Annotated in this window: 20 protein-coding genes; 14 read left to right on the top strand and 6 right to left on the bottom strand. The window is 33.8% G+C overall.

From position 1 onward, the window contains the following. The first annotated feature begins 73 nt into the window (after positions 1 to 73). The 10 genes from EYY60_RS11385 to EYY60_RS11340 all read left to right on the top strand — a co-directional run bounded on the left by EYY60_RS11385 (position 74) and on the right by EYY60_RS11340 (position 16,180). A complete protein-coding gene (locus EYY60_RS11385; protein WP_132989459.1) occupies positions 74 to 3,340 on the top strand; it encodes a SusC/RagA family TonB-linked outer membrane protein in 3,267 nt (1,088 codons plus the stop codon). Positions 3,341 to 3,372: 32 nt separating this feature from the next. Further along, positions 3,373 to 5,109 carry a RagB/SusD family nutrient uptake outer membrane protein gene (locus EYY60_RS11380; protein ID WP_132989458.1) on the top strand — a complete coding sequence of 579 codons (1,737 nt, stop codon included), beginning with the start codon at positions 3,373 to 3,375 and terminating at the stop codon, positions 5,107 to 5,109. 260 nt (positions 5,110 to 5,369) lie between these two features. Beyond that, entirely contained in the window at positions 5,370 to 6,563 is a 1,194-nt protein-coding gene (locus tag EYY60_RS11375) for an exo-beta-N-acetylmuramidase NamZ family protein (RefSeq protein WP_132989457.1), read from the top strand. Positions 6,564 to 6,686: 123 nt separating this feature from the next. Further along, complete coding sequence (murQ, locus tag EYY60_RS11370; protein WP_132989456.1) at positions 6,687 to 7,499, top strand: N-acetylmuramic acid 6-phosphate etherase; 813 nt, start codon at positions 6,687 to 6,689, stop codon at positions 7,497 to 7,499. A gap of 70 nt (positions 7,500 to 7,569) precedes the next feature. Then, the gene (locus EYY60_RS11365) at positions 7,570 to 9,078 is read left to right on the top strand and encodes a sodium:solute symporter (protein ID WP_132989455.1); all 1,509 of its coding nucleotides are present in this window, start codon (positions 7,570 to 7,572) and stop codon (positions 9,076 to 9,078) included. A gap of 71 nt (positions 9,079 to 9,149) precedes the next feature. Beyond that, on the top strand, positions 9,150 to 12,143 hold the full coding sequence (locus EYY60_RS11360) for a glycoside hydrolase family 3 N-terminal domain-containing protein (RefSeq protein WP_132989454.1): 2,994 nt from the start codon (positions 9,150 to 9,152) through the stop codon (positions 12,141 to 12,143). A gap of 84 nt (positions 12,144 to 12,227) precedes the next feature. Next, positions 12,228 to 13,499: an acyltransferase family protein gene (locus EYY60_RS11355; protein ID WP_132989453.1), complete on the top strand. Its 1,272-nt coding sequence runs from the start codon at positions 12,228 to 12,230 to the stop codon at positions 13,497 to 13,499. 198 nt (positions 13,500 to 13,697) lie between these two features. Next, positions 13,698 to 14,462, top strand: coding sequence for a ThuA domain-containing protein (locus EYY60_RS11350; RefSeq protein ID WP_132989452.1), 765 nt, complete (start codon positions 13,698 to 13,700; stop codon positions 14,460 to 14,462). 11 nt (positions 14,463 to 14,473) lie between these two features. Then, the gene (locus EYY60_RS11345) at positions 14,474 to 15,019 is read left to right on the top strand and encodes a hypothetical protein (protein ID WP_132989451.1); all 546 of its coding nucleotides are present in this window, start codon (positions 14,474 to 14,476) and stop codon (positions 15,017 to 15,019) included. Between the two features lie 78 nt (positions 15,020 to 15,097). Beyond that, on the top strand, positions 15,098 to 16,180 hold the full coding sequence (locus EYY60_RS11340) for an acyltransferase family protein (protein WP_132989450.1): 1,083 nt from the start codon (positions 15,098 to 15,100) through the stop codon (positions 16,178 to 16,180). A 67-nt stretch (positions 16,181 to 16,247) separates the two neighbouring features. On the opposite strand, the gene EYY60_RS11335 is transcribed toward EYY60_RS11340, so the two are convergent. Together EYY60_RS11335 and EYY60_RS11330 are read right to left on the bottom strand one after the other, a co-directional pair. Further along, complete coding sequence (locus EYY60_RS11335) at positions 16,248 to 16,553, bottom strand: hypothetical protein (protein ID WP_132989449.1); 306 nt, start codon at positions 16,551 to 16,553, stop codon at positions 16,248 to 16,250. Between the two features lie 233 nt (positions 16,554 to 16,786). Next, positions 16,787 to 17,641 (bottom strand): leucine-rich repeat domain-containing protein, encoded by an 855-nt coding sequence (locus tag EYY60_RS11330; protein ID WP_132989448.1) that lies wholly within the window; start codon positions 17,639 to 17,641, stop codon positions 16,787 to 16,789. A gap of 180 nt (positions 17,642 to 17,821) precedes the next feature. Between EYY60_RS11330 and EYY60_RS11325 the strand changes: the two genes are divergently transcribed. Beyond that, on the top strand, positions 17,822 to 18,310 hold the full coding sequence (locus tag EYY60_RS11325; protein ID WP_132989447.1) for a DUF1761 domain-containing protein: 489 nt from the start codon (positions 17,822 to 17,824) through the stop codon (positions 18,308 to 18,310). Between the two features lie 118 nt (positions 18,311 to 18,428). Next, positions 18,429 to 19,574, top strand: a complete 1,146-nt coding sequence (locus EYY60_RS11320) for a peptidogalycan biosysnthesis protein (RefSeq protein WP_132989446.1) — start codon at positions 18,429 to 18,431, stop codon at positions 19,572 to 19,574. Between the two features lie 9 nt (positions 19,575 to 19,583). Here the strand turns inward: EYY60_RS11320 and EYY60_RS11315 are convergent, their stop codons facing one another. Continuing rightward, positions 19,584 to 20,453 carry a diacylglycerol/lipid kinase family protein gene (locus EYY60_RS11315; protein WP_132989445.1) on the bottom strand — a complete coding sequence of 290 codons (870 nt, stop codon included), beginning with the start codon at positions 20,451 to 20,453 and terminating at the stop codon, positions 19,584 to 19,586. 61 nt (positions 20,454 to 20,514) lie between these two features. Between EYY60_RS11315 and EYY60_RS11310 the strand changes: the two genes are divergently transcribed. Beyond that, positions 20,515 to 21,477, top strand: coding sequence for an App1 family protein (locus tag EYY60_RS11310; protein ID WP_132989444.1), 963 nt, complete (start codon positions 20,515 to 20,517; stop codon positions 21,475 to 21,477). A 220-nt stretch (positions 21,478 to 21,697) separates the two neighbouring features. On the opposite strand, the gene EYY60_RS11305 is transcribed toward EYY60_RS11310, so the two are convergent. Continuing rightward, the gene (locus tag EYY60_RS11305; RefSeq protein ID WP_132989443.1) at positions 21,698 to 23,617 is read right to left on the bottom strand and encodes an ABC-F family ATP-binding cassette domain-containing protein; all 1,920 of its coding nucleotides are present in this window, start codon (positions 23,615 to 23,617) and stop codon (positions 21,698 to 21,700) included. 338 nt (positions 23,618 to 23,955) lie between these two features. On the opposite strand from EYY60_RS11305, the gene EYY60_RS11300 reads away from it, so the two are divergent. Next, positions 23,956 to 24,339 (top strand): DUF983 domain-containing protein, encoded by a 384-nt coding sequence (locus tag EYY60_RS11300; protein WP_132989442.1) that lies wholly within the window; start codon positions 23,956 to 23,958, stop codon positions 24,337 to 24,339. Here the strand turns inward: EYY60_RS11300 and EYY60_RS11295 are convergent. Continuing rightward, positions 24,305 to 25,393 carry an NAD(P)/FAD-dependent oxidoreductase gene (locus EYY60_RS11295; protein WP_132989441.1) on the bottom strand — a complete coding sequence of 363 codons (1,089 nt, stop codon included), beginning with the start codon at positions 25,391 to 25,393 and terminating at the stop codon, positions 24,305 to 24,307. The two genes, EYY60_RS11300 and EYY60_RS11295, sit on opposite strands and share 35 nt — an antisense overlap. Before the next feature lie 78 nt (positions 25,394 to 25,471). Beyond that, positions 25,472 to 26,461, bottom strand: coding sequence for a type IX secretion system ring subunit PorN/GldN (gene porN / locus EYY60_RS11290; protein ID WP_132989596.1), 990 nt, complete (start codon positions 26,459 to 26,461; stop codon positions 25,472 to 25,474). Between the last annotated feature and the right edge of the window lie 136 nt (positions 26,462 to 26,597).

The raw sequence follows: 26,597 nt of genomic DNA, 5'->3' as shown, positions 1-26,597 counted from the left end.
ATGACAAAAAAATGCAATTGTATGCAATAAATAGATATATTTGCTCAACAACCATAAAAAAAACCAGATTATTATGAAAAAATTATTACTAATTTCATTGTTGGTTTTGTTCATTCAAGTGACATTTGGGCAAACAAAAACAATTACTGGAACTGTTAAAAACAAAGCAGACGGGTTTCCCATACCGGGAGTCAGCGTAGTGATTCAGGGAACTACACACGGCACAACTACTGATTTTGATGGAAACTTCAGCATCAGTGTAGCGCAGGGACAATCTCTAAGCTTTAGCTACATGGGATCTGAAACTCAGGTAGTAAAAATTGAAGGACAGCAAAAACTAAACATTTCTCTTGCTGCAGCTACTGCAAAATTGGATGAAGTAGTTGTCGTGGGATTCTCTTCTCAGAAAAAAGCAAATCTTACAGGTGCTGTTGCTAAAGTAGATGTAAAAAAAGCTTTAGGAAGCATTCCTATTACAGATATCACAAAAGGTTTACAAGGAACGACACCTGGACTTAATATTACTTATAACTCAGGTAATATAAGCAAAGGATCAAATGTAAATATTCGTGGAGCGGGAACTATTGTAAATGGAGTAGCTACAGGATCTCCACTTATTTTAGTTGACGGTGTTCCAGGCGACTTATCAATGCTAAATTCAGAAGACGTAGAATCGATGTCTGTACTTAAAGATGCTGCTTCTGCTTCTATTTATGGTGCACGTGCTGCATTTGGAGTTATCTTAATTACTACAAAAAGTGGTAAAAATGCTAAAGGAAAAGTACGATTCGCTTACAGCAACAATACAGGATGGAGCAACCCAATTTCTTTGGTTCAATTTAATGATCCTACTGTAGAACTTCCTGCAATGATTGATGCACAAGCAAGAGCTGGTAATGCAAATCCAGAATCTTTTGGTATGAACTACAAAACATTATTGCCTGGAATCATTAATTGGAAAGAAAAATATGCTGCTACAAGAAATCCTAACGACAAAAATATGATCTTAGGAGAAGATTTTGACGTTATTGGCGGAAAAGAATATTTCTACAGAATTTGGAATCCGCATGATGAAATGTTGAAAAAGAATGCGGTACAAACACTTCACAATTTATCGGCTCAAGGTTCTTTGGGTGAAAAAAGTTCATTTATTGTTTCGTTAGGTCTTGCTAACCAAGAAGGTGTAATGAAAATCAATAACGAGACGAACCAAAGATTCAATCTTAACCTTGGTATGACTACACAGTTGGCAAGCTGGCTTACTGGAGATTTTAAAGTATTGGGAACTTTCCAAGAATACGACTCTCCTTTCAACTACTACAATAGTGGTCTTGATACTGATGGAAATGGATATTTTGGATACTATATGCGTTGGGGTTCTTATTTCCCTTACGGTACTTACAATGGTACTTACTTCAGACATGCACCAGGTTATATGGCAAATGCTACTCAAAACGAAAGCAAATCAAATGATATGAGGATAAGCGGAAGGCTTACTGCTCAAATCACAAAAGACTTTAACATCGTTGGAGAATACAGCATCAACAACAACTTCTCAAGTCTAAAAATGAACGGTGGTCAAGTGCCACTTTGGGATTGGTGGACAAGTGCTGCTGACTTAGTTGCTGGAAAACCAACAATGATGGAAAGTGCAAACGATTTTGTTGCACAAGCTAAATCTTCTTATACAAGAAATGTAGCAAACATCTTTGGAAATTACAGCAAAACATTGGGTGACAACCATAACTTTAAACTATTAGGAGGTTTGAACTCTGAATGGTATGATTTTGAAAGAACTTATGCTCGTAGAAATACACTTTTGGATAAAAACAAACCAGAATTTAACTTAGCTATTGGTGATCAATTTACTTCACCTCTTGTTTCTACTGCAATTTTAAATCCAGGTTTATCAAGATATGCAATTGCCGGATTTTTTGCACGTGTGAATTATGATTACAAAGGAAAATACTTACTGGAGTTAAACGCACGTTATGACGGTTCATCAAAATTCCCTACAGATGAGCAATGGGGATTCTTCCCTTCTGCTTCTGTTGGATATAGAATTTCTGAAGAAGGTTTCATGGAAGGCACAAAAAGCTGGTTAAATGATTTGAAAATCCGTGGATCTGTTGGTTCAATCGGAAACCAAAACATTGCTGCAAATGCCTTTTTGCCAACGATGACTAACTCTAACCCATTTTGGTTAGGAAGTGGCGCAACTGTACCGCCTTCTGTTAATCAGCCATCAAACGTTGATCCAAATCTAACTTGGGAAAAAGTAAATTCACAAGATGTTGGTATAGATATTCGTATCTTTAATATGTTAGGTTTAACTTTTGATTATTACCAACGTGATACTAAAGGAATGTTAGCTCCAGGTAAAACGCTTCCAGGTTCATTTGGTCAGGCTGCTGCCAATACAAACTCAGGAAATTTAAGAACAACTGGTTGGGAATTAGCGATTAACTTTAACAAACAAATCAATAAAGACATCAATGTTTATACTGATCTTGCCCTTTATGATAATACTACAGAAGTAACAGAATGGAACAACACTTCTAAACTTTTAGGTTCTTTTTATGCAGGTCAAAAAATTGGAGAAATCTGGGGATTAGAAACAGATCGTTTGATCCAATCAACAGATCAAATTGACGCAACTGGATTAATTGTAAATGGTGTAGATTACAAAAACATTAGAACAGGTGCTTTTAAATATGGCGCTGGAGATGTAATGTACAAAGACTTAAATGGTGACGGAGTAATCTCAAGAGGAGACGGAACAGCTACTAATCCTGGAGATTTAAAAGTTATTGGTAATACAACTCCTCGTTATCAATATAGTGCTCGTGTAGGAGGTACTTTATACGGATTTGATATTGATGCTTTCTTTCAAGGAGTTGGAAAACGTGAGTACTGGACAACTTCTGACTTAGTATTACCATTCTACAACAGAACAGATGCTATGTATGTGAACCAAAACGACTATTGGACACCACAAAATACAGATGCTTATTTCCCTAATCCATACCCAGGACATTCTGGTAACGCTTTTGGAACTTATGCTCCTGGATCAAACAACTTTGTTGCACAATCACGTTATTTATTAGACATGTCCTATTTACGTTTAAAATCAGTAACCATTGGATATACTTTCCCTAAAAGTATTACTTCAAAAGTGGGAATTGATAAAATCAGACCGTATATTTCAGGTATGAACTTAGCTACTTGGAAAAGCAGCAAATTACCAGTCGATCCTGAGATCAACGAAACTGAATCACAATGGGGTAGAACTTTCCCTTATTCTAAAACATGGTCAGTTGGTATACAGCTTGCGTTCTAAAAAATGTATTTAAAAATTAAAAATTAATCACAATGAGAAAATTAATAATAAACTCAAGGATAAAACTATCAGTGGCCTTGCTAACTTTTGCAAGTCTAGCTGTTAGCTGTTCAGATTTTTTGGATACACCGCCTGAAGATGTGTTTTCAGATGATAACTTTTGGACTTCAGAAAATAACGTAAAAACATATTCTTGGCTGAACTATAATACCTTTAATGGCTACGGAAATAATGCTGGTACTACGGCCGACTTTTACTTTCATGCTTCGGCTACAGGGTTAATTGACGACAATTTAGCAATGAATGTTTTTACGAACTTCCCAACAGCAGCAAATGCAACTAACGCAAACTGGAACGAATATTACACTTTGATTCGTCGTTGCAACTTGATGCTAGAAAGAGTACCAAATGTACCTATGGATCAGACGAAGAAAAACCACTATATAGGTGTTGCAAAGTTTTTTAGAGCTAATACCTATTTCCGTTTAGCACAGCAATTTGGTGATGTGCCTTATACAGATAAATATTTAGCTCAAAATGATCCTAATGTATACAAACCAGCTTCTTCAAGAGCAGAAGTTATGGACAATGTTATTAAAGATTTGGAAGAAGCAATTCCAATGTTATTAAACGTTGATGACAGTAATATTACAGTAAACAAATACACTGCATATGCATTATTAAGCAAGGTATGTTTAACTGAAGGTACTTACAGAAAATACAATCTAGGTCAAAATGGAAACGCTTATCTTCAAAAAGCAAAAGATGCTTCTTTAGCTGTAATGAATAACAATTCTTATAAATTAAACGCAGATTGGAAAGCACTTTACAATTCTCTTGAGTTATTAGGAAACAGTGAAGTAATTTTGACAAAAAGATACATTAAAGGTGTTTTAGGAAATGGAATTCAAGCGTACACAAATACTTCTACTGTTCAAAACGGATTGACAAAATTTGCTGCAGAAAGTTATGTAACGACAAATGGATTACCTATCAAACAAGCAGGAAATGCTCAATATTTAGGTGATGCTACTATTGCTAATACATTTGCCAACAGAGATCCAAGATTTGCTAAAGCTTTCAGCAACGCAGATTATGCTTATTCTGACAAACCTTTCAATGGTTTGACATCTATAACAGGTTATGTAATTCAACTATACAACAACCCAGCTGCAACAGGTACAGAGGTTACAACAATTGGACAAAATCAAATTGATGCTCCTATTTTCACACTAAGCGAGGTTTATTTGAATTATGCTGAAGCTTGTGCTGAATTAGGTACAATTACTAACAACGATCTTAATTTATCAATCAACAAAGTTCGTACACGTGCAGGAATTGCTATTTTGACTACAGATGGCACAAATGCTTCTGCTAATGGCGTACAAATCGATGATCCGCAAAGAACAACTGCGTTAGAGCAACTAGGCGGAATCGTTAGTCCAATTATATATGAGATTCGTCGTGAGCGCAGAATTGAGTTCATGAGCTGGACTTCTATGAGAAAAGAAGATCTTATTCGTTGGAAAAAAGGAGATTATTTAGACACTAATGCTAATCCAGATGTTATTTTAGGAGCTAGAATAGTTTCTTTGATAGGCGGAAGCACTAAAACAAAAGTAAATGCTCAAGGATATGTAATTCCTTATGCAGCAGGTGTAACTAGATTATTTGTATCACCTAAAAATTACTTAAGTGCGATTCCAACAAATGACATCAATTTATACTTGGCTGAAGGTGTAACACTAAAACAAAACCCAGGCTGGTAATTCAGTAAAAACTGAAAAATCAATAGTAAAACTGCCTCCAAAATTGCATGTTTTTGGGGGCAGTATTTAAAAAACATTCTTTTTTAAACACATCGTGACAGACAAAAAGACAAAATAAGATTCTCCCCTGAATAATTCAGGCCATACAATATTAGTTTTTAGATTTCCCCCAATCTACCTAAAACATTCATATACATCCCGATAAAATCTTAATTTTATTTTGTCAATTTTTTTTGTCTTAACTATTAACTGTATTTAAAATGATAAAATTTATAGCAAAAAGCGCTTTTGTTGCGGCATTTCTATTTTGTATTCCGTCTCAATCTTCAACAATTCAATCTCAGAATTCATTGGAAACCAATGCTTCTGTAATTAAAACTGGTGCAGATAATTACGAAAAATATCTTCCGATTTTAAAAGATAAAAAAGTTGGAATTGTAACGAATCAAACCGGAATTTTGTCTGATAAAACACATGTAGTTGATTTTCTTTTAGAGAAAAAAATTGCCATTCAGACTATTTTTGCTCCGGAACACGGGTTTCGAGGAACTGCTGATGCCGGTGAACATGTTGTTGACGGAAAAGATCCAAAAACAGGCTTGCCAATTATTTCACTTTATGGTGATAATAAAAAACCAAAATCAGCACAATTAGCAGGAATTGATGTGATGATCTTTGACTTGCAAGATGTTGGCGCGCGATTCTATACCTATATTTCTTCACTTCATTATGTGATGGAAGCTTGCGCAGAAAATAACGTTCCGCTTATTGTTTTTGACAGACCAAATCCGAATGGTTCTATCGTTGACGGTCCGCTTTTAGAAAAAGAATTCACCAGTTTTGTGGGCATGCACCCTATTCCGCTCCTACACGGAATGACAATTGGAGAATATGCACAAATGGTAAATGGTGAAAAATGGCTCAAAGATGGCGCTCAATGCAAATTAACTGTTATTCCATGTTTGGATTATAAACGAACAATGCCTTACAGTTTATTGGTAAAACCATCTCCAAATTTGCCCAACGACCAATCAATCAATCTTTATGCGAGTTTATGCCTTTTTGAAGGAACAAATGTGAGCGTTGGCCGCGGAACTGAAACACAATTTCAAATTTATGGCTCGCCCTATTTAACCAAAACCAATTTCAGCTTTACACCGAAACCAAATTTTGGTGCAAAAGATCCTTTATACAATGGAAAAGAATGTTTTGGCGAGGATTTAACGAAATATCCAAAACTAAAACAACTCGAATTAAAATGGTTGATTAAAGCGTATCAAAATACAAGTGACAAAACAAAATTCTTCAATGCTTTTTTCACCAAGCTTGCAGGAACAAAAAAATTACAACAGCAAATTGAAAGTGGCGTTTCTGAATCTGAAATTAGAAAAAGCTGGCAGAAAAACCTAGAAGCTTTCAAAAAAATGCGAACAAAATACCTGATTTATAAATAATCCCTTAATTCAATAATCCACTCGAATTCCACTATTTTTTAAATAAAATAGAGACTATTAATGCACAAAAACGAAGTCCTTATTCGGAAGAATTTGGTTTCTAAAATCAAAAAAAAGAGAAAAATGAAAAATAAAAATCCTGAAACCGAACAAGAATCTTTGTACAAAGATTTGGATCAAATGAGCGTGAAAGAACTTCTTACAAACATTAATACAGAAGACAAAAAAGTACCGAATATTATTGAGGAACAAATTCCTAAAATTGAAAAACTGGTTAAAGCAATTGTCAAAAAAATGCAATTGGGTGGCCGATTATTTTATATTGGAGCGGGAACTTCAGGAAGAATCGGAATTTTAGATGCGTCAGAATGCCCACCGACTTTTGGTGTGCCGCATGACATGATTATCGGAATTATTGCTGGTGGAGACACTGCTATCAGAAAAGCAGTTGAAAACGCTGAAGACGATACAGAACAAGCTTGGAAAGATTTGGAAAAATTTGAAATCTCAAGTCTTGATTTTATTATCGGAATTGCTGCTTCTGGAAACACACCTTATGTCCTAGGCGCTCTGAAAAAAGCCAAAGAACACAATATAAAAACGGGAAGTATTTCTTGCATCAGCAACGGACTTATTGCTCAAGAAGCAGATTATCCAATTGAATTGATTGTTGGACCAGAATTTTTAACTGGAAGTACCAGAATGAAATCGGGAACGGCTCAAAAATTAACTTTAAACATGATCTCTACTTCGGTAATGATCAAACTTGGAAAAGTAAAAGGCAACAAAATGGTTGATATGCAGCTTTCTAACGAAAAACTGGTAAAACGAGCTATTAAAATGATTATAGAAGAACTTGGAATTGAACATGATTTAGCCGAAGAATTACTTCATAAGCACAAAAGTGTAAGAGCAGTTTTATTGGCACAAAAATAAAAATCTGCAAAATCAAAACTTTTTAAAATCTTTTATAGTTTTATAAAAGAATCAAACACCAAAAAATAAAATGACACCAAGCACCATCCTACTCTTAATTATCATTTATTTCGGAACATTATTCTATATCTCGCACAGAGTAAGCAAGAAAGATAGCGGCAATCAAGCTTTTTTTACTGCCAATAAAAATTCAAAATGGTATTTAGTTGCTTTCGGGATGATTGGAACGGCTCTTTCTGGAGTTACTTTTATATCGGTTCCGGGCGAGGTTGGTGCAGCAACTGGTGAACAATTCAAATATTTTCAGTTTGTTTTAGGAAATGCACTTGGTTTTATTGTAATTACAAAATTATTGTTGCCTCTGTATTACAGAATGAACCTGACTTCGATTTATAGTTATATTGAGCATAGAATGGGTGTTTTCAGTTACAAAACAGCGGCTTCTATTTTCTTGATCAGTAGAACGATCAGCTCGGCATTCAGACTTTATTTGGTTGTTATTGTTTTACAACGTTTTGTATTTGATTTCTATCATGTTCCGTTTGCTTTTACCGTTTTGATTTCGTTATTGCTTATTTTCTCATACACTTACAGAGGCGGATTAAAAACGATTATCATTACAGATACTTTACAGACGTTTTTCCTGGTGACTTCTGTTTTCTTAACCATTTATTTCATTTGTGACCGAATGGATTTAAGTGCCATCAGCGCATTTGAAGAAGTGAAAAACAGTAATTACTCGAAGATTTTTTTCTTTGATGATTTTATGGGAAGTAAATTCCATTTCATAAAACAAATATTAGGTGGAATGTTTGTAACCATTGCCATGACAGGTTTGGATCAGGATTTAATGCAAAAAAATCTGAGCTGCAAAAACATTGGCGAAGCGCAAAAAAACATGTTCACTTTTACAGGAATATTTGTGGTAATCAATATTTTCTTTTTGAGTGTTGGAGCACTTTTATACATTTATGCAAATAAAAATGGCATTTCAATTCCAACTGATTTAGTAACAGGAAAACCAAGAACCGATCTACTTTTTCCAGAAATCGCGCTAAATCATCTAGCATTAATTCCTGCAATTGTCTTTTTATTAGGAATCATTGCTGCCACTTTTGCTACTACAGATTCGGCATTAACGGCTTTAACCACTTCTTTCTGTGTTGACTTTTTAGGAATGGACAAAGCAGAAAACAGCCATAAAAAAAACACGGTAAAAATTAGACATTTAGTCCACATCAGTTTTTCTGTTTTAGTATTTTTTATCATATTGGTTTTTAATGCAATAAACGACAGTTCTGTTGTTGGAATGATCTTTAAAGTTGCTTCTTATACTTATGGACCATTGCTAGGATTATATGCTTTTGGTTTGTTCCAAAAATCTAGAAATGTGCATGACAAACTGGTTCCAATAATCTGTTTATTATCGCCATTTTTTACTTATCTAATTAATGAAAACTCGAAACTGCTGTTTGCAGGATATGTTTTTGATAACGAATTAATCGTGCTAAACGGATTAATAACTTATTTAGGTTTATACATTACAAGCTCTAAAACGAGCGACAAAATAAGCTTCTAATCAGCTTATCAATATTGATTAATCGATTTGAATTTGATGCTAAAATTCAAATCGGTTTAAAAAAAAATCACATGAAAAATTCATTCATAAAAATTAGTTTATACGCCTCTTTTATCTTTTTAATCACCAATTGTGCTTCTAAAAAAAACACCGTAACCGATGCCAAAAAAGGTATTCCTTCGAAGGACACCGTTGTTTACGTTCAAAAAAATATTACCGAGAAAAAAACATTCTTCAAAGATTCTGATCAGGAAACGGCTTGGGTTGACAGCATTTACAACAAAATGACGGTTCAGGAAAAAATTGGTCAACTGTTTATGGTTTCTGCTTATTCTAATAAAGATTCTGCACACGTTAATCAAATCAGCAAACTTATTGAAGATTACAAAATAGGAAATGTTATTTTCTTTCAAGGTGGACCTGTTCGTCAAGCAAAATTGACCAATTTATATCAATCAAAAGCAAAAATTCCTTTGATGATTGGTATTGATGCCGAATGGGGATTAGCCATGCGTTTGGATTCAACTTATCGTTATCCTTGGAACATGACTTTGGGTGCGATTCAAGATTTGAGCTTGATCGAAAAAGTGGGAAAAAATATGGCCACGGAAAACAAACGAATTGGCGTTCATTTCAACTTCGCTCCTGTTTTGGATATTAATACAAACCCTAAAAACCCAATTATCGGAAACCGCTCTTTTGGTGAAGATAAAGTTAATGTAAGCGAAAAAGCGATCGCTTTAATGAAAGGAATTCAAGGAAACGGCGTTTTTTGCACCGGAAAACATTTTCCTGGACACGGCGACACTTCAACCGATTCGCATAAAGCTTTACCTACCGTTAATTTTTCTAAAGACAGACTAGAATTAGTTGAATTATATCCATATAAAAAATTATTCGACGAAGGCTTGGCTTCCGTAATGGTCGCACATCTTAATATCCCAAGTTTAGAATCACAGCCAAATTGTCCTTCTTCGGCTTCTTATAATGTTGTTACGAATCTGCTTCAAAAAGAATTAGGATTCAACGGATTGATTTTTACAGACGGTTTAGCAATGAAAGGTGCCGCTAATTTTAAAGGCCCGGGCGATTTGGAAATAGCCGTAATTTTAGCTGGAAACGACATTTTGCTTTGTCCAGAAAATGTTCCTGTAGCTTTTCAAAAACTAGAAGCGGCTTACAACGAAAAAGTTATTACAGAAGAACGTTTAGCACATTCGGTTAAAAAAATATTACACTACAAATACAAAGCGGGATTGCACCAATACAAACCAATTGATTTAAATAATTTATATGAAGATTTGAATCCGACGCAAAATGACGCTTTGCATTATAAATTATATGAAAATGCAATTACCGTTTTAAAAAATGACAAAGAAATACTTCCGATAAAAAATTTAAGCGAAAAAATTGCTTACGTGAAATTGGGTGAAGATACCAACAGCACTTTCGTTTCTACTTTAAAAAAATACACTGATATTACAGAAGTTAAAGACACCAATCTTGACAGTTTAAATAGTGAATTAAAAAAGTTTGACAAGGTTATTATCAGCTTTCACAAAGTAAATAAGCCTTGGGAAAAACAAGAATTCACACTACAAGAAATGCTTTGGCTGAAAGAAATTGCAAAACACAACAAAGTGATTTTGGATGTTTTTGCCAAACCATATTCGCTACTTTCTATTTCAGATTTTACTGATATTGAAGGATTAGTGGTTTCGTATCAAAACTCAGATATCAGCCAAGTGGTTTCGGCAGAATTACTTTTTGGAGCCATTGAAGCCAAAGGAAAATTGCCGGTTTCGATTAATGATTCTTTTCATGTAAATGACGGTTTAACTACAGAAAAATTAAATCGCTTAGCGTTTACAGCTCCCGAAAATGTAAATATGAATCCCGCTATTTTGTCTAAAATTGATGCCGTAGCACAAAAAGCGATCGATGGGAAAATGACACCGGGAATGCAGGTTTTGGTGGCAAGAAAAGGAAGTGTAATTTTTCAGAAATCGTACGGAACTCAAACTTATGATAACGGAAAAACTGTAACCAATTCAGATTTGTATGATGTGGCTTCAATTTCAAAAATGATTTCGACACTGCCAAATGTGATGCAATTGTACGATAAAAATAAAGTAACGCTGGACACCAAACTAAAAGATATGGTGCCGTTTTTTGCCAAAACAAACAAAGAAAATATCACTTTCAAAGATTTGCTGAATCACTACGCTGGCCTTCAGGCATGGATTCCGTTTTACAAAGCAACTTTAGACGCTAATACTAAACCTTCTCAAAAATACTATCGAAAAATAGCTGAAAATGGTTTTACAACAAAAGTAGCGGATAGCCTTTACCTTCGAAATGACTATCATGACACGATTATGAAAATCATTGCGCAAAGCCCTGTTTCTCATAAAAAAGAATACAAATACAGCGATTTTACTTTTATCATTCTAAAAGAATATTTAGAAAGAAAAACACATAAAAATTTGGAAGATTTGAGCAAAGAAAACTTCTATAGTACATTAGGAATGACGAATACGCTTTACAATCCTTTAGACAAATTTGACAAAAGCAATATTGCTCCAACTGAAATTGATAATTATTTCAGACATCAGGTCATTCAAGGTTATGTGCACGATATGGCTGCCGCAATGGAAGGCGGTGTTGCAGGTCACGCAGGGATTTTTTCAAACAGCATGGACGTTGCCAAAATGATGCAAATGTATTTACAAAAAGGAAATTACGGTGGCATTCAATATTTTTCTCCTCAAACTTTTGATGCCTTCAATACTTGTTATTACAAAAATCAAGGCGTTTTGAGAGGTTTAGGATTTGATAAAAGAGTTCACAAAGGCGGGCCAACTTGCGATTGTGTTTCCGAAGCGAGTTTCGGGCACACCGGTTTTACAGGAAACATGGCTTGGGCAGATCCAGAAACCGAAATTGTTTATGTTTTCTTATCGAACAGAACATATCCAGAAGTAATTAACGATGAAAATAAATTAGCAAAAGGAAAAATCAGAGAAGAGATTCAACAAATAATTCAGACTGCGATTATAAAGTAATCTTTCATCTTGCCTCTTTCATCTTGCCTCTTTCATCTTTCATCTTGTCTCTAAAAAAAATCTAACCACAAAAAAACAAAACCAATGACAAAAGAACGTTTAACCTCACTCGATGTCTTTAGAGGATTTACCATCTTCTTAATGACAATTGTAAATAATCCTGGAAGCTGGGATTCAATTTATGCGCCTTTAGAACACGCCGAATGGCACGGTTGCACCCCCACCGACTTAGTTTTTCCGTTTTTCGTTTTTATAATGGGAACTGCAATACCTTTTGCAATGCCCGTAAAACAGTTTGACGGAAATGCTTTCAATAAAATCTTAGTCCGCTCACTTCGAATTTTCTGTTTGGGATTGTTTTTAAGCATTTTCAGCAGAATTCATTTGTTTGGTTTAGAAGGAATTCCTTTGTTAGGCGTGAGATTAGTTATTGCTTTTGGCGTAGCTTATGCACTTTTAGGAAACTTTTCAATGAAAGTGAAAACCTATCTTGCAGTTGGAATCTTCATCAGTTTGCTTTCTTTATCTTTTAGTGGCTTAAAACATTTTGAAGACACGAGAATTCCAGGCGTTTTGCAACGAATTGCAATTGTGTATTTCTTTACTTCTATTTTGTATTTAAAGACAAATTTAAAAACACAACTTTTAGTTTTAGCAACACTTTTAATTGGATATTGGCTTTTGATGGCTTTTGTTCCCGTTCCGGGATTTGGTCCTGCGAATTTCGACAAAGGAACAAATCTAGCCGCTTGGATTGACGATACACTTTTAAACGGTCATTTATGGGCATCATCAAAAACTTGGGATCCAGAAGGCATTTTGAGTACGTTGCCAGCAATTGGAACTGGAATTTTAGGAATGTACATTGGACAGCTTTTAAACTTGCAAATTGACAAAATCGAAATTGTGAAAAAGACTGCTATTGCCGGAACTGCTTTATTAATCGGTGGTTTGTTTTGGAACATCTTTTTTCCAATCAACAAATCGCTTTGGACAAGTTCTTATGTTTTATATACAGCCGGAATTGCGACAATCTGTTTAACTATTTTGTACTACATAATCGATATTCAAGGCTATAAAAAATGGACCAAATTGTTTTTGATTTGGGGTGTAAATCCAATGATTGTGTTTTTCTTTTCTGGAATAATTCCGAGAGTTTTAAGTGCTGTAAAAGTTGCCAATCCAGAAATTGCTGGCGAAGAAATCAGTTTTCAAACCTATATGTATAAACATGGCCTTGCTCCGTGTTTCGAAAATCCATTGAATGCATCGTTGGCTTATGCTTTGTTGTATGCCGTTTTCTGGTCAGTTATTTTGTGGATTTTCTACAAAAAGAAACTGATTTTTAAAGTTTAAAAATTGCTATGTAATGATAAGCAAAATTTAAATTTCTGTTTACTGTTAGTTATTTAAAAAGCTTCAAGAAAACTTGAAGCTTTTTGCTTTTGGCATACATTTTTTTGCAAAATCTATTTTTTGTGTGGCATTCAACACAAAATATTTCTCACAGGAATTAATTATTTTTCTATCTTCCCAAAAACAAAAACTTTCAAAATGAATATTTTGCCTTCAATAAAAAAATCAATTTCATGCATAGCAATTATACTTGCAAGTTGTTTTTTAGTCTCTTTTTATCAAAAAAATACAGAACTCAACAATTCTGAAAAGACAAAAAAAGTATTGATTTTTTCTAAAACAAATGGTTTCAGACATGAGAGCATTCCGGCAGGAATTGCAGCTATTAAAAAATTAGGTTCAGAAAATAATTTTTTAGTAGATGCGACTGAGGATTCATTGGCTATTAATTCTAAAAATTTGAAAAAATATCAAGCTGTAATATTTCTAAGCGCTTCAGGTCATGTTTTAGGCGATGAACAAAAATTAGCCTTGCAGCAATATATCGAAAAAGGAAACGGTTTTGTTGGCATCCATTCTGCCACAAATTGTGAACCCGATTGGGATTGGTATACCAAAATGATCGGCGGTATTTTTGAAGGTCATCCGGAGCCTCAAAACGCGAAACTTATTGTGGTGGATCATAAACATCCTTCAACAAAACATCTGCCTGAGATTTGGGAAAGAAAAGACGAATGGTACAATTTCAAATATTTAAATCCTAATGTAAAAGTGCTCATAAAGATTGACGAATCATCGTATAATGGCGGAAAACATGGCAACAATCATCCGCTTGCGTGGTATGATGATTATGATGGCGGAAGGGCGTTTTATACCGCATTAGGACATAGCCCTGAAAGTTACAGCGATCCTCTTTTTGTAAAGCATTTGCTTGGTGGAATTACTTACGCAATGGGAAAATAAAAAGCTAATTTTTGAAAATTAAAATAAATATGAGTGCAAATCTGAAAATTCCATTTCTTTCTCTATTTTTAATTTTGACTTTTTTAGGATGTTCTGATGCTAAAAAACCAAAGCCAGTTGCAACAAATCCTTATTTGAAAGAATTAACCGAAAAACAAATTGGCGAAAGCAATTACTATATTTCTATTCCCAAAAAATATACAATTAAGGAAAACAGAGGGCCCGACTTTTCGGTTTATTATTTTTATCCTGCAGATACCAGTGATACTACTTCTTTTTCGGGCGGTTTCTATTTCGGGAATCATCCAAGTGAGTTTCAAGTAAACAGCGACAGTTGCAAAACAGAAAAAATAAAAAGCAAAATCCTGAACAAAAATGCAGATTGGACAGTTTATAATTGCCAAGGCAAATATTCGATTCAGTCGATTATTGAAAGCGGAAGCGATGAAGGCTGGAATCAATATATTCATGCTTTCGCTGGTGCAAATTCTTCTACCGATTTAAAAAAGGTTTTCTTGATTTTGGAAACCATGAAAAGAAAGAAATCAAGCAAATGATTTACTTGATTTTTAAATTAAATCAAATAAACTAAAATACATTCATAAAACTTCTCATTATTTACAACCCAACTTTACATGAACGATTCTGAGCCAATTAAGCCTAAACAACATTTTCAAATTCTTGATGGATTAAGAGGTGTTGCTGCAGTAGCCGTAGTAATTTATCATTTTTTAGAAATCGCAATTTCAGATTACAGCAAAAATTTATTCGCACATAGTTTTCTTGCCGTCGATTTTTTCTTTTGCCTCTCGGGGTTTGTCATTGCATATGCTTATGATGACAGAATTGGAAAAATTGGCGCTATTGAATTTTTAAAGTTACGTTTGATTCGATTGCATCCGCTGGTTATTTTAGGATCAATTTTGGGCTTGATTGGATATTTTGCTTTGCCATTCGGTGATATCGGAGGCAGAAGTTTTTTCGAAATTTTGCTTCTATTTATTTGTTCCCTGTTAATGATTCCACTTCCAATAATGAAGGAGCGCTTTTACAATAATTTCGGACTGAATGCGCCGGCTTGGTCTTTGTTTTGGGAATATATTGCTAATATTTTTTATTGCGCATTCTTATATCGCTTATCTCGCAAAATGATCCTTTTATTGACTTTCATCGCAGGAGTTGCATTGGCCTATGTTTCTTTTCAGGCAAAAGGCATTTCAGGTGGCTGGGGGGGCGACACTTTTTGGCATGGTGCTGCACGCATTTCGTACTCTTTTTTAGCAGGAATGACGGTTTATAGATTTAAATGGATTATTCCTTCAAAACTTGGATTCATCGGACTTTCATTGCTTTTATTTCCAACATTCATCTATCCATTCAATACCTATTTAAATTTTATAACAGAGCCTCTTATTGTATTGTTTTACTTCCCATTGATAGTCGCTTTGGGAGCTGGCGCAATGACTTCAGAAAGAACAGAAAAACTTTGTATTTTCTCAGGAAATTTATCTTATCCATTATACATGACGCATTATTTTGCCATGTGGATATTTGCTTCATACAATCTAGAATATAAGCTTACAGGTTTGAAATTATACACAGTCGTAGCTATAGGAACATTAGTTTTAATTGGCTTCGCTTATCTTGTTATGACGTATATTGACACGCCGATCCGAAAATATTTGACTGAAAAAAGAAAACCAAAGCAATTATTTTAGCTTCTCGTTTCTAACAAAAAAGACCGCTCAAAATTGAGCGGTCTTTTTTGTTTTGTTTACTTTAAAATTAAGCTCTAAACAAAGCGTATTTATTGTAGTTGAATAAAACTCTATCATAAGGAACATAAAGCGAAACAATTTTTTCTGAAGCTGCATCAAATTTGATTCCGTGGTGTTTTCTAAACAAATAAATCTCTTTCAAGCAATTAGAAAGACTTTGATGAATTTCAGTTGTAAAAGTTGGCAAACTTTTATCTCCTACTAAAAGATCAATTTGATAATTTGAACTACTTTTTGACAAGTTGTTTCCAATAATTCTTAAGGTAAATGTCGTTGGTTTTCCGTATTCTTCGCCTTGATATTGCAGTGTCATAATTTTAACATTAAAAGGTTAATTATTTTTCTCTTTCCGGCTTCAGCCAAATGACCGAATCTAATTTTAAAGTTAAAGAAAAAAACTAAAAGATTTTTAAAATATTTTCACAAAATTAAAACAATAAATCACAAAATAGAAACAAAAAAACCGTAACGAATTACGGTTTTTGGCAATTAACTAAATATATTTAATCAACTTTTTTCAGAGTAAAATTCATTCCATAAGCACGATTAATTTTCGGTAATATTTTTTTGTCTTTCAGCATTTATTTCTAATAAAAACAGATTTCCGTTTTCATCAAACATTGTCATATTTAAAGCATCTAATAAAGCTATTTTTCTAGAAACTCCTCCTTTAAATTTATTATAAGAAAGATTCATTTCAGAAAGATGCTGCAGCTTTCCAAGTCCGTCCGGAATTTCTCCTTCAAAACTGTTGTCAAACAAGCTTAAGTTTTCCAAAGCTCTAAAATTCGCAATTTCCCTACTCAAATTACCCGATAATTTATTGCCATTTAAAAGCAATGTTCTTAGGGTCGAGATTTTGTAAATTGAACTCGGCAACGAGCCTTGAATTTCATTGTTAAACAAGGCAAGAACTTCTAACTGTTTTAATTTTCCAAGATCTGTAGGTAGTTCTCCTGAAATTTTATTCATAAAAAGCTCCAAGTCTTTCAGTTTTTCAAGCTCACAAATTGCTGCAGGAATTTCTCCTGAGAAATTATTATCAGAAACATTTAAAACTTCAAGCTCTTTGAGATTCTGAATTTTGTTCGGCAAATTTCCTTCTAATTTATTTTTCTGAAAATTAACCTGAACCAAATTAATCAAATCAAAAAACTCCGCAGGCAGTTCGCCTTGCAGGTTATTATTTGATAAATCTAAAGCCACTACTTTTCCGTTTTCAGCACGAACGCCATACCATGTCGAAACAGAAAGCGATAAATCCCACTTTGTTTTCCATTGCAAACCATTTGTTGCATGATATAATTTTATTAAAGCTTCTTTCTCTTTATCTGAAACAGTATCTGCAAAAGAACTGAGTGAAAAAGCGAATGCTAAAAAAAAAGTAATAAAGCTTTTCATAACAGATTTGGGGTTTGTTACGGATGTAAAATTATATAATTATCTAGATATAATGCACTAATTGTCGATAAAGTGTTAATAAAAATCCAATTAACCACCTTTTTACTACTTAGGACGAAAATGTAAAATCAGTACTTTTTTTAACTAAATTTGACTCAACTAATCTAAAAACCTCATATTATGGAAATTAACTTTATTGCATTATTTGGAGCTGCTTTAATACCACTTGTTGTTGGCTTTATCTGGTACAACCCAAAAACATTCGGAACAATCTGGATGAGAGAAAACAATTTCACGCAAGAAGAACTTCAAAAAGGAAATATGCTCAAAATATTTGGGCTAACTTACATTTTCTCTTTAATGGCTACAATGATATTAATGGCTTTAACCATTCATCAATCTGGAGCAGTTGGAATGGTTGGCGGACCACCAATGCTAGCTAATGCAAAACCATCATTTGCCGCATTTATGGCTGATTACGGAACTGCTTATCGTACCTTTAAACATGGTGCGCTTCACGGGTTTATGGGAGGTCTATTCTTTGCTCTTCCAATAATTGGAATTAATGGATTATTTGAAAGAAAATCTTGGAAATATATTTTCATTCATGCAGGCTTCTGGATGGTTACTCTTGCTTTAATGGGTGGAGTTATCTGTGCTTATGCATAAATCAATATTTACTGAACCCGTTTGAAACCAAAACTCAAACGGGTTTTTCTTAATAATAACTTAAAGGAAGTAAGTTATTGCAAATATTATCTAATTTTGAAAAAATTAGCGCACACTTTTGAATACAACTTATTCTTTTCAAATCTATAACCGAACGTCCTCACTTCCTTCGGAATGGAATTCGCTTGCAGCAGAAAACATTTTTTTGACGCGAGAATATCTCGAAGTACTGGAAAATTCTTGTCCAGTAAATATGATTTGTCATTTTATTGGAATTTTTGAAGACGAAAAACTGACAGGAATTGCTTTGACTCAATTTTTATTTGCCGAAAAGCTGGAATCCTTTGGCGAACGCGATCAATGCTTAAAAACGTCTGTGCGTAATTTTGCTTTCAAAAACTTCGCTTCTCATGTATTATTTGTGGGCAACAATATGCTTACGGGACAAAATGCTTTTGCATTTTCTAAAAATGCAGAGGTTTCAAAAGCGGTCAAAACACTTCATAAAGCAATCAATCAACTTAAAAAAGATTTAAGGACTTCTGGCAAAAAAGTTCATATTACCAGCATAAAAGATTTTACTGCCGCCGAAATCAAACCGCTTCAGGCTGAATTCAAAAACAATTACACTTTTTCGACACAGCCCAATATGATTTTCGAAATCAATGAAAATTGGAAAACCGAACAAGATTATATTGACGCCTTGTCCAAAAAATACAGAGATCAATACAAACGTGCTCGCAAAAAATCTGAAGGAATCATTAAAAAAAAGATGTCTTTAGCTGATATCAAACAATATGAAGATGTTATTTATGACTTGTATTTTCATGTCGCAAAAAATGCGCCTTTCAACACTTTTTTTCTAGCGCGAAACCATTTCAGTTTTTTCAAAGAAATCATGAAAGATAACTTTTTGTTTTATGGTTATTTTTTGGATGAAAAACTAATCGGATTCAATACTTTGATCAAGAATGGAAATGTAATGGATACTTATTTCCTGGGTTATGATGAAAATCTGCAACGCGAAAAAATGTTGTATCTAAATATGCTTTATGACATGATCGCTTATTCAATCAATCAAGGTTTTAAAGCAATTGTATTTGCCAGAACAGCACTTGAAATAAAGAGTTCTGTCGGTGCAAAACCGCTAAAAATGTACGGCTTAATTACGCACAGCAATGCTTTGATCAATCATAATATTGCCAAATTATTTCAATATTTGGAACCAAAAACAGAATGGCAGGAACGGAATCCGTTTAAATAAAAACAACAATTAAGGAACCGCTATTTTCATTTGTTTGTGTAGAATATGAATTTCTAAATCGCTTTGTGCACCACAATATTCTCCGTCAATTTGAAAATTCACTGGATAATCTGTTTTTATCGTTGCTTTATCTGTTGAAATAATGACAATATCATCAGAATCAATTGGCATATTTCCGGTGATGATTTTTCCAATTAATAACAAGTCTAAACTTTTTAAAATCACTAATTCAAACTTTCCGTCGTTCATAGCTCCATTCGGATTAATAATTACGCCTGTCCCGTATTTCTGTGAATTAGCAATTACGATCATTCTTGCAGTATGCTCCACAATTTTATTATTGGCAGAAATTGTGGCTACAAAAGGTTCTTCAGATTCGGTTAAAGTTGTAAAAGCTTGCAAAGCATATCCCCAAAAACCGCGTACATCACTTTGCTCGTAGTTTTTAACCAAATTGGCATTCAATCCTAAGTCACTTAAATGAATGCTTTTTTTGCCGTTGATGCAAATCATATCCATTTCGATATAATGATTCGTAAAAGCGATTTTTAAGTTTTCATCTATTCTAGGCGGCAAATTCAAATCTACAGACAAACCGTTTGCTGATCCAGCAGGTAAAATTCCTAATATAACATCGTAATCCTCCATTGCTTCAGCAACCATTTTGATTGTTCCGTCACCTCCTGCTACGATAATTCGTTCTGGACGAAATGCATCATAAATCGACTGAATTTTGCTCAGATCATTATCTCCAGATGTTTCATATACTTTCAGATTAAAATAATTTATAGACGCAAATTCTTCAACGGTCTCGATCAAACTACTTTTATCAAGATCGCCCGAAATCGGATTTACAACAAATAGAATGTTCTTTTTCAAAATTTTACCTTTAAAATCAATTAAATTAAGTAATTTACAGTTACATAAATATACGCAATAAATGAAACCAATCTTACAATTATATCGCGGCTATGCCAATGAAGAAGAATTAATTGTAATGGGGCATGTTTTCAAAAGAACGTATGATTATGATTTTCAAAAGAAAAATTTAAAAAATGCAAAATCCATAATCAATCAATTTCGAATAAAAACAGTTGAAAATTTTGATGTTTACTTAAGATATGGCAATCAAGAAATTCATACTAAAACTTTAGATGATGGACATTTTAAGTTTTGCATTCCACTTGAAAATGAAACGCATTTTGGCTGGATGAATTATGAAGTCAGCATTAAATATAATTCACAAATCATTACTTCAAAAGGAATTTTTATACATCCGCATACAGGAAAACTGGGCATTATCTCTGATATTGATGATACTTTTTTGATTTCGCACACGCAGAATATCTTCAGGAAAATTTATATTTTATTGTTTAAGAATGTAAACGACCGAAAAGTTTTTAAAGATGTTGTAGCGCATTATCAAGCTCTAAGTTCAGCAGGAAGAAAAAACAAAGAAGAGGTAAATGCTTTTTTTTACATTTCAAGCAGCGAATGGAATTTGTATCGCTTTATTGTGCAGTTTACCAAAATCAATCATTTGCCAAGAGCGGTAATTTTATTGAAAGACATCAAAAGAGGCGTCGCTGATTTTTTCATGAGCGGGCGTGGCAATCACGATCACAAGTTTGAAAAGATAAAACATGTTTTGGAGTTTTACCCAAATCTGAAATATATTTTATTGGGCGATGACTCACAGCATGATCCAGTTTTATATGAAAGAATCTGTAAAATATTTCCGGTTACTGTAATTGCCGTTTATATTCGACAAACAGGAAAAAAACAGAAAGAAGAAGTAAAGAAAATCATGAAAAATTTAGAAACTCTGGATGTTTCTGTCTGTTATTTTAAAGAAAGCAGTCAAGCAATTGAACATTCAAAATCAATTGGGATTATTGAATAGATTTGTTTCAAGTTTCAGGTTTCAGGTTGCTATCTAGACGAGTAAATTTAACCGCAAAGCACGCAAAGGTTTTTTATAGTTTGCATATATAATGGCGTAAAGTTCGCAAAGCTTTGTCAAAAAAACTTTGCGAACTTTGCGTAATCCTTTGCGTGCTTTGCGGTTAAATATCCATTCAGTTCAAAACCTGAAACTTCAAACCTGAAACTTGAAACAAAAATTAAGCATTAAAATTATCAATCTCTTCCTGAACGATTTCCCAGTCGATTAATAATTGATCTAGATCTGCTTTCTTTTTGTTGTAAGCGGTAAAAAATGAAGCATCTTCGACATGTTTGTCGTAATTCGTTTCCAGCATTTTATCGTCGTGCTGAATGTCTTTTTCTAATTGCTGAATCTGACTTTCGATTTTGCTTAATCTGTTTTGAAGTGCTTTTGTTTTCTTTTGATCTTCATAAGAAACTTTAGCAACCTCTTTTTCTTTTGGAGCAACTGCTTTTACAACATCTTTTTTCTCCACTTCACGCATATTTTCAAGATTGCGCTGTTCTAAGAAGAAGTTGATATCTCCAAGATATTCTTTTATTTTTTGATCTTTGAATTCATAAACGATATTCGACATTCCTTGAAGAAAATCCCTATCGTGAGAAACTAATAACAAAGTGCCACCGAATTTTTGAAGTGCCGCTTTTAAAACGTTTTTAGATTTGATATCCAAGTGGTTTGTAGGCTCATCCATCAGCAAAACGTTGATTGGTTGCAACAACAGTTTACAAAGTGCCAAACGGTTACGCTCACCTCCAGAAAGCACTTTTACTTTTTTCTCCACATCATCACCACGGAACAAGAATGAACCCAACATATCGCGAACTTTCATTCGGTTTGTATCGGTTGCGGCGTCTTCCATGGTTTGAAGCAAAGTGATTTCTCCGTCTAAATATTCGGCTTGATTTTGAGCAAAATAGCCTAATTGAACATTATGCCCTAATTTGATGTTTCCTTGGTATTCAAATTCATTTACTAGTGCTTTTATGAAAGTTGACTTACCTTGTCCGTTTTGGCCGACAAAAGCAATTTTACTACCTCTTTCAACTAATAAACTAATATCTTTCAGAATCGTTTTATCCCCGTAAGCCTTTGTTACATGCTCCGCTTCGATTACCACTTTTCCAGGTTCTTTTGACACCGGAAACGAGATATTCATTACTGAGTTGTCATCTTCGTCAACTTCAATTCTTTCTACTTTATCTAATTTTTTGATCAGCGATTGTGCCATTGAAGCTTTTGAAGCTTTTGCACGGAATTTCTCGATCAACTTTTCAGTTTCTTCAATCTTTTTCTGCTGATTTTTTTGCGTCGCTAATTGCTTTTCACGAATTTCATGACGCAATTCTAAATATTGAGTGTACGGTTTATTAAAATCGTATGCTTTTCCTAAAGAAATTTCTATTGTTCTGTTTGTAACATTGTCCAAAAACATTTTATCGTGCGAAACGATTACTACTACTCCAGGATAATTGCGAAGGAAATTTTCTAACCAAATAATACTCTCAATATCCAAGTGGTTGGTTGGCTCATCCAGAAGCAATACATCATTAGACTGCAATAATAATTTAGCCAATTCGATACGCATTCTCCATCCTCCAGAAAATGTTTCCGTTTGATTATTGAAAACTTCTCTTTTGAAACCAAGACCTAAAAGAATTTTCTCTGTATCTCCAACATAATTATAACCGCCAAGAAGATCAAAACGATGTGTATAATCAGATAAATCTTCAATGATTTGTCCGTATTCCTCACTTTCATAATCGGTTCTGGTTACCAATTGATGATTAATTTCTTCCAGTTTTTTCTCTACAATTTTAATTTCTGTAAAGGCTTCGTATGCTTCTTCCAAAACTGTTCTTCCTTGCTCAAAATCAATATCCTGACGCAGGAATCCCATTTTGATGTCTTTTTCCTGAGAAATAACTCCCGAATCTGGTTTGAAGTCACCAGCGAGCATTTTAAGCATTGTCGATTTACCTGCTCCGTTTTTGCCAATAAGACCTACTCGGTCGCCGGCGCCTAAACGAAATGTAACTTCTTCAAATAAATATGTCCCACCAAAAGAAACTGAAAGATTGTGTATATTAAGCATAATGTATTGCTGAAAATCTAGAAATTAAAAAAACTGTAAAACAGTCACTTGCTGTTCACAATTTTGAAAGTGCAAAAGTATAACTTTTAATTGAAAGTTTTTGAACTGAATAAGGTCTGCATTGGCAATATTTCTGAATTCTATTTGTTTTGGCTTTCGCCGATGAAAAAATGGTTGAGATTTTTGGATATTTTCTTGAATATGCCTCTCCCCATTCGCAACAAATCAAACTAAAAACAAAATAAAATAGTATCTTTGTAAGAGAGTACTTCATTATAGCAACTATTCTTTTTATTGATCAATTTCTTTGATTTCAGAATTAAAAACTACGCATTACAATGTTTAAAAAAGGATCCAAAATCAACAGCATTTTTACCGGAAGCTGTCCAAAATGTCAAAATGAAAGCATGTACGAAGACAAAAATCCGCTACATTTGACTAAAGTCCTAAAAATGAATGAAACCTGCAGTCATTGCGGTTTAAAATACCAAATTGAACCTTCCTTTTTTTATGGCGCAATGTACGTGAGTTATGCGCTGAATGTTGCCGTAGGAATTGCTGCTTTTATTGTTTCTTTTGTCTTTTTTGGCGCAAGTATTAGCCAATCCTTTATTGCAATCATAATCACTCTGATAGTTTTATTTCCGTTTGTACTTAGGCTATCCAGAAATTTATATATCAATATGTTTATTTCTTATGATCCGAAGGCTGGTCAGAAGTAAGAGATTTTAGATATCTTTTGTGGAATCGCTTAATATCAGCCTCTCTATCTAAAGGAATTTCATTTTCGATATGGTCGTATAAAGCTTTCGCCATTGCAGGTCCAAGCATTACACCTCGGGTACCTAATCCGTTTAGAATGTGCAATGATTTGTGAACTTCATGAGTTCCCAACAAAGGTCTTCGATCTGCAACCGTAGGTCGGACACCACCAAAATGTTTTACAATCTCAAAATCACAGATAATAATTTCTTTTATACGCTCTAAGAGTTCTTGTTTGCCTTCTTCTGTTGGTGCATCAGTTTTATCAGACCAATTATACGTTGCGCCAACTTTGAATAGATTGTCTCCCAAAGGAAGTATAAAAACACTTGTATTTACAATCAAATCCAAATTTAAATCAGGCGCTTTTATAATGAATAATTCGCCCTTCGTGCCATCAAGCGGCAAATAGTCAAAAAATGGATTTTTATGCATTCCGAAGCCTTCGGCAAAAATGATATGACGTGCGTGGATATCTTTATATTTAATACCCGATTCTAAAAATTCAATATCATCGAAATCAAAAGATTCTTCCCTTAAAAGATTGTTTTCCAGCAGATACTTTTGATAACAGTCGAGCAATAAGGCAGTATCTACATATCCAGTATGCAAAACTTCTCCATAATCATAAGGCGAATCGATTCCAACATACTTCTTAGTTATCAATTTAGTAGATAAAAAAGGAGCCAAATTTATTTTATCTGAAGCCGCAAACCAATTATTCTGCTCTTCAATCGAAAAAAACTTTCTAAGAATTGGCATTTCAAAGTTAAATCTCACATGAAGTTTATCTTCAACACGATTATAAAAATCATTCATTAAAACCAACTGTTGCTTTGCATTCCAGACTTCGCTGAAACGCTTCAAAATTACCGGATTATACAATCCTCCCGCAACTCGTGATGAATGTTGCGATTTATTATCAAAAAGCAAAATAGTTTTGTTGTTCTTAAGGGCCACCTCGGCAAAAGAAATTCCGGCCAAACCAGACCCGACGATTAAATAATCAAGCATTGTGCTGTGTATAGGTAAAATAAAAAAACTCTTATTACAAAGATAATAAGAGTTTGCCTTATAAATTGTTTCAATTGTTTAGTAATTCCACATGTCTTGCTCAAAATTACGAATCTTCTCTTTCACCCTTTCAGATTCCAGCAGCTGATTCTGAGCATTATCTTTCATATAATCTTTGATTTCGCGATCTCCATACACATTTTCTTCTTTGTAAATAATGGAATTAAAACGTCTTGAATTTAAAATCTGATCAAATGAAATTGATGCTGCAGAATTGACATCATTAAAAGCCTTCGCTTCATGTAATACCGCGCGCGCATCCGGGAAAAAAACCCAAAACAACTCGATATAATCTTTCTCATCACTATTCATCGTATAAACATCGGGAGTAACTGGGCAAATACCAATCAAACGATACTTCAATTCTCCTTGGCGTTTATCAAAATACCAATATCCTTTAATTTTATATTGTGTAACATCCTGAGCAGTTAAATCCTGTTTTAAAATATACTCCGCAGGAACTGTACGTGTAGGTCCAACTGTTTCTTCTTTGTAGCTCACATTTTTCTTCTTACCGGTACCTGTAACAACCTTTTTCTTTACTACATGTGATCTATAATCATCCGGATTTTGATTGATAAGCTCTCTTCCTGCATCTGTGGTATCTACACGAGATAATGACCCCTCGATATCTTTCATGGTTTTTTTAGTATTAAAATAACTGTCTGTATATACTTCGGTTATTTTACCATTTCTAATAGCTTTTGTCAAAACATCATAAAGAGAACGCCTATCAGCACCAATATTAGCTGTATCAACAGGAAAATAAAGAGGAAAGTTGATTTTTTCATTTAAATCAATAATTTCCCATGTCATTTTTCCCATCAAAACATCTCTATCTTCAACGTAGCCATATTCCAAAGGTTTATCGTTGTCTGCGATACGTTGAGCAGGTGTTTTAATCCCGATTTGGGAAACGGTTTTTGCATTAAGCAGATTAGATTGCGCAATAGAAACAAAATTTCCAGCAACAAGAAACATAACGATTAAAAAATTTCTCACTTTCATCATAATTAATAGTATAAGAAACCAAACGTAACATTTTACAAAATATTATATATTTTCTTACAAAATTAAAATCATAAAGATTTTATTGTCCGTCAAAAAAGTTTAAGCAAAAAAAAACTCTTACTACAAAGGTAGT

Source organism: Flavobacterium zhairuonense (genome assembly GCF_004352915.1).
In the GTDB taxonomy this organism is placed as follows: Bacteria; Bacteroidota; Bacteroidia; order Flavobacteriales; family Flavobacteriaceae; genus Flavobacterium; species Flavobacterium zhairuonense.
This window is presented reverse-complemented; position numbering and strand designations above follow the sequence as displayed.

Coding starts and splice junctions, on each gene's coding strand:
- EYY60_RS11385 (WP_132989459.1), top strand. CDS start 74: ATGAAAAAATTATTACTAATTTCATTGTTGGTTTTGTTCATTCAAGTG.
- EYY60_RS11380 (WP_132989458.1), top strand. CDS start 3,373: ATGAGAAAATTAATAATAAACTCAAGGATAAAACTATCAGTGGCCTTG.
- EYY60_RS11375 (WP_132989457.1), top strand. CDS start 5,370: ATGATAAAATTTATAGCAAAAAGCGCTTTTGTTGCGGCATTTCTATTT.
- murQ (WP_132989456.1), top strand. CDS start 6,687: ATGAAAAATAAAAATCCTGAAACCGAACAAGAATCTTTGTACAAAGAT.
- EYY60_RS11365 (WP_132989455.1), top strand. CDS start 7,570: ATGACACCAAGCACCATCCTACTCTTAATTATCATTTATTTCGGAACA.
- EYY60_RS11360 (WP_132989454.1), top strand. CDS start 9,150: ATGAAAAATTCATTCATAAAAATTAGTTTATACGCCTCTTTTATCTTT.
- EYY60_RS11355 (WP_132989453.1), top strand. CDS start 12,228: ATGACAAAAGAACGTTTAACCTCACTCGATGTCTTTAGAGGATTTACC.
- EYY60_RS11350 (WP_132989452.1), top strand. CDS start 13,698: ATGAATATTTTGCCTTCAATAAAAAAATCAATTTCATGCATAGCAATT.
- EYY60_RS11340 (WP_132989450.1), top strand. CDS start 15,098: ATGAACGATTCTGAGCCAATTAAGCCTAAACAACATTTTCAAATTCTT.
- EYY60_RS11335 (WP_132989449.1), bottom strand. CDS start 16,553: ATGACACTGCAATATCAAGGCGAAGAATACGGAAAACCAACGACATTT.
- EYY60_RS11330 (WP_132989448.1), bottom strand. CDS start 17,641: ATGAAAAGCTTTATTACTTTTTTTTTAGCATTCGCTTTTTCACTCAGT.
- EYY60_RS11325 (WP_132989447.1), top strand. CDS start 17,822: ATGGAAATTAACTTTATTGCATTATTTGGAGCTGCTTTAATACCACTT.
- EYY60_RS11310 (WP_132989444.1), top strand. CDS start 20,515: ATGAAACCAATCTTACAATTATATCGCGGCTATGCCAATGAAGAAGAA.
- EYY60_RS11305 (WP_132989443.1), bottom strand. CDS start 23,617: ATGCTTAATATACACAATCTTTCAGTTTCTTTTGGTGGGACATATTTA.
- EYY60_RS11300 (WP_132989442.1), top strand. CDS start 23,956: ATGTTTAAAAAAGGATCCAAAATCAACAGCATTTTTACCGGAAGCTGT.
- EYY60_RS11295 (WP_132989441.1), bottom strand. CDS start 25,393: ATGCTTGATTATTTAATCGTCGGGTCTGGTTTGGCCGGAATTTCTTTT.
- porN (WP_132989596.1), bottom strand. CDS start 26,461: ATGAAAGTGAGAAATTTTTTAATCGTTATGTTTCTTGTTGCTGGAAAT.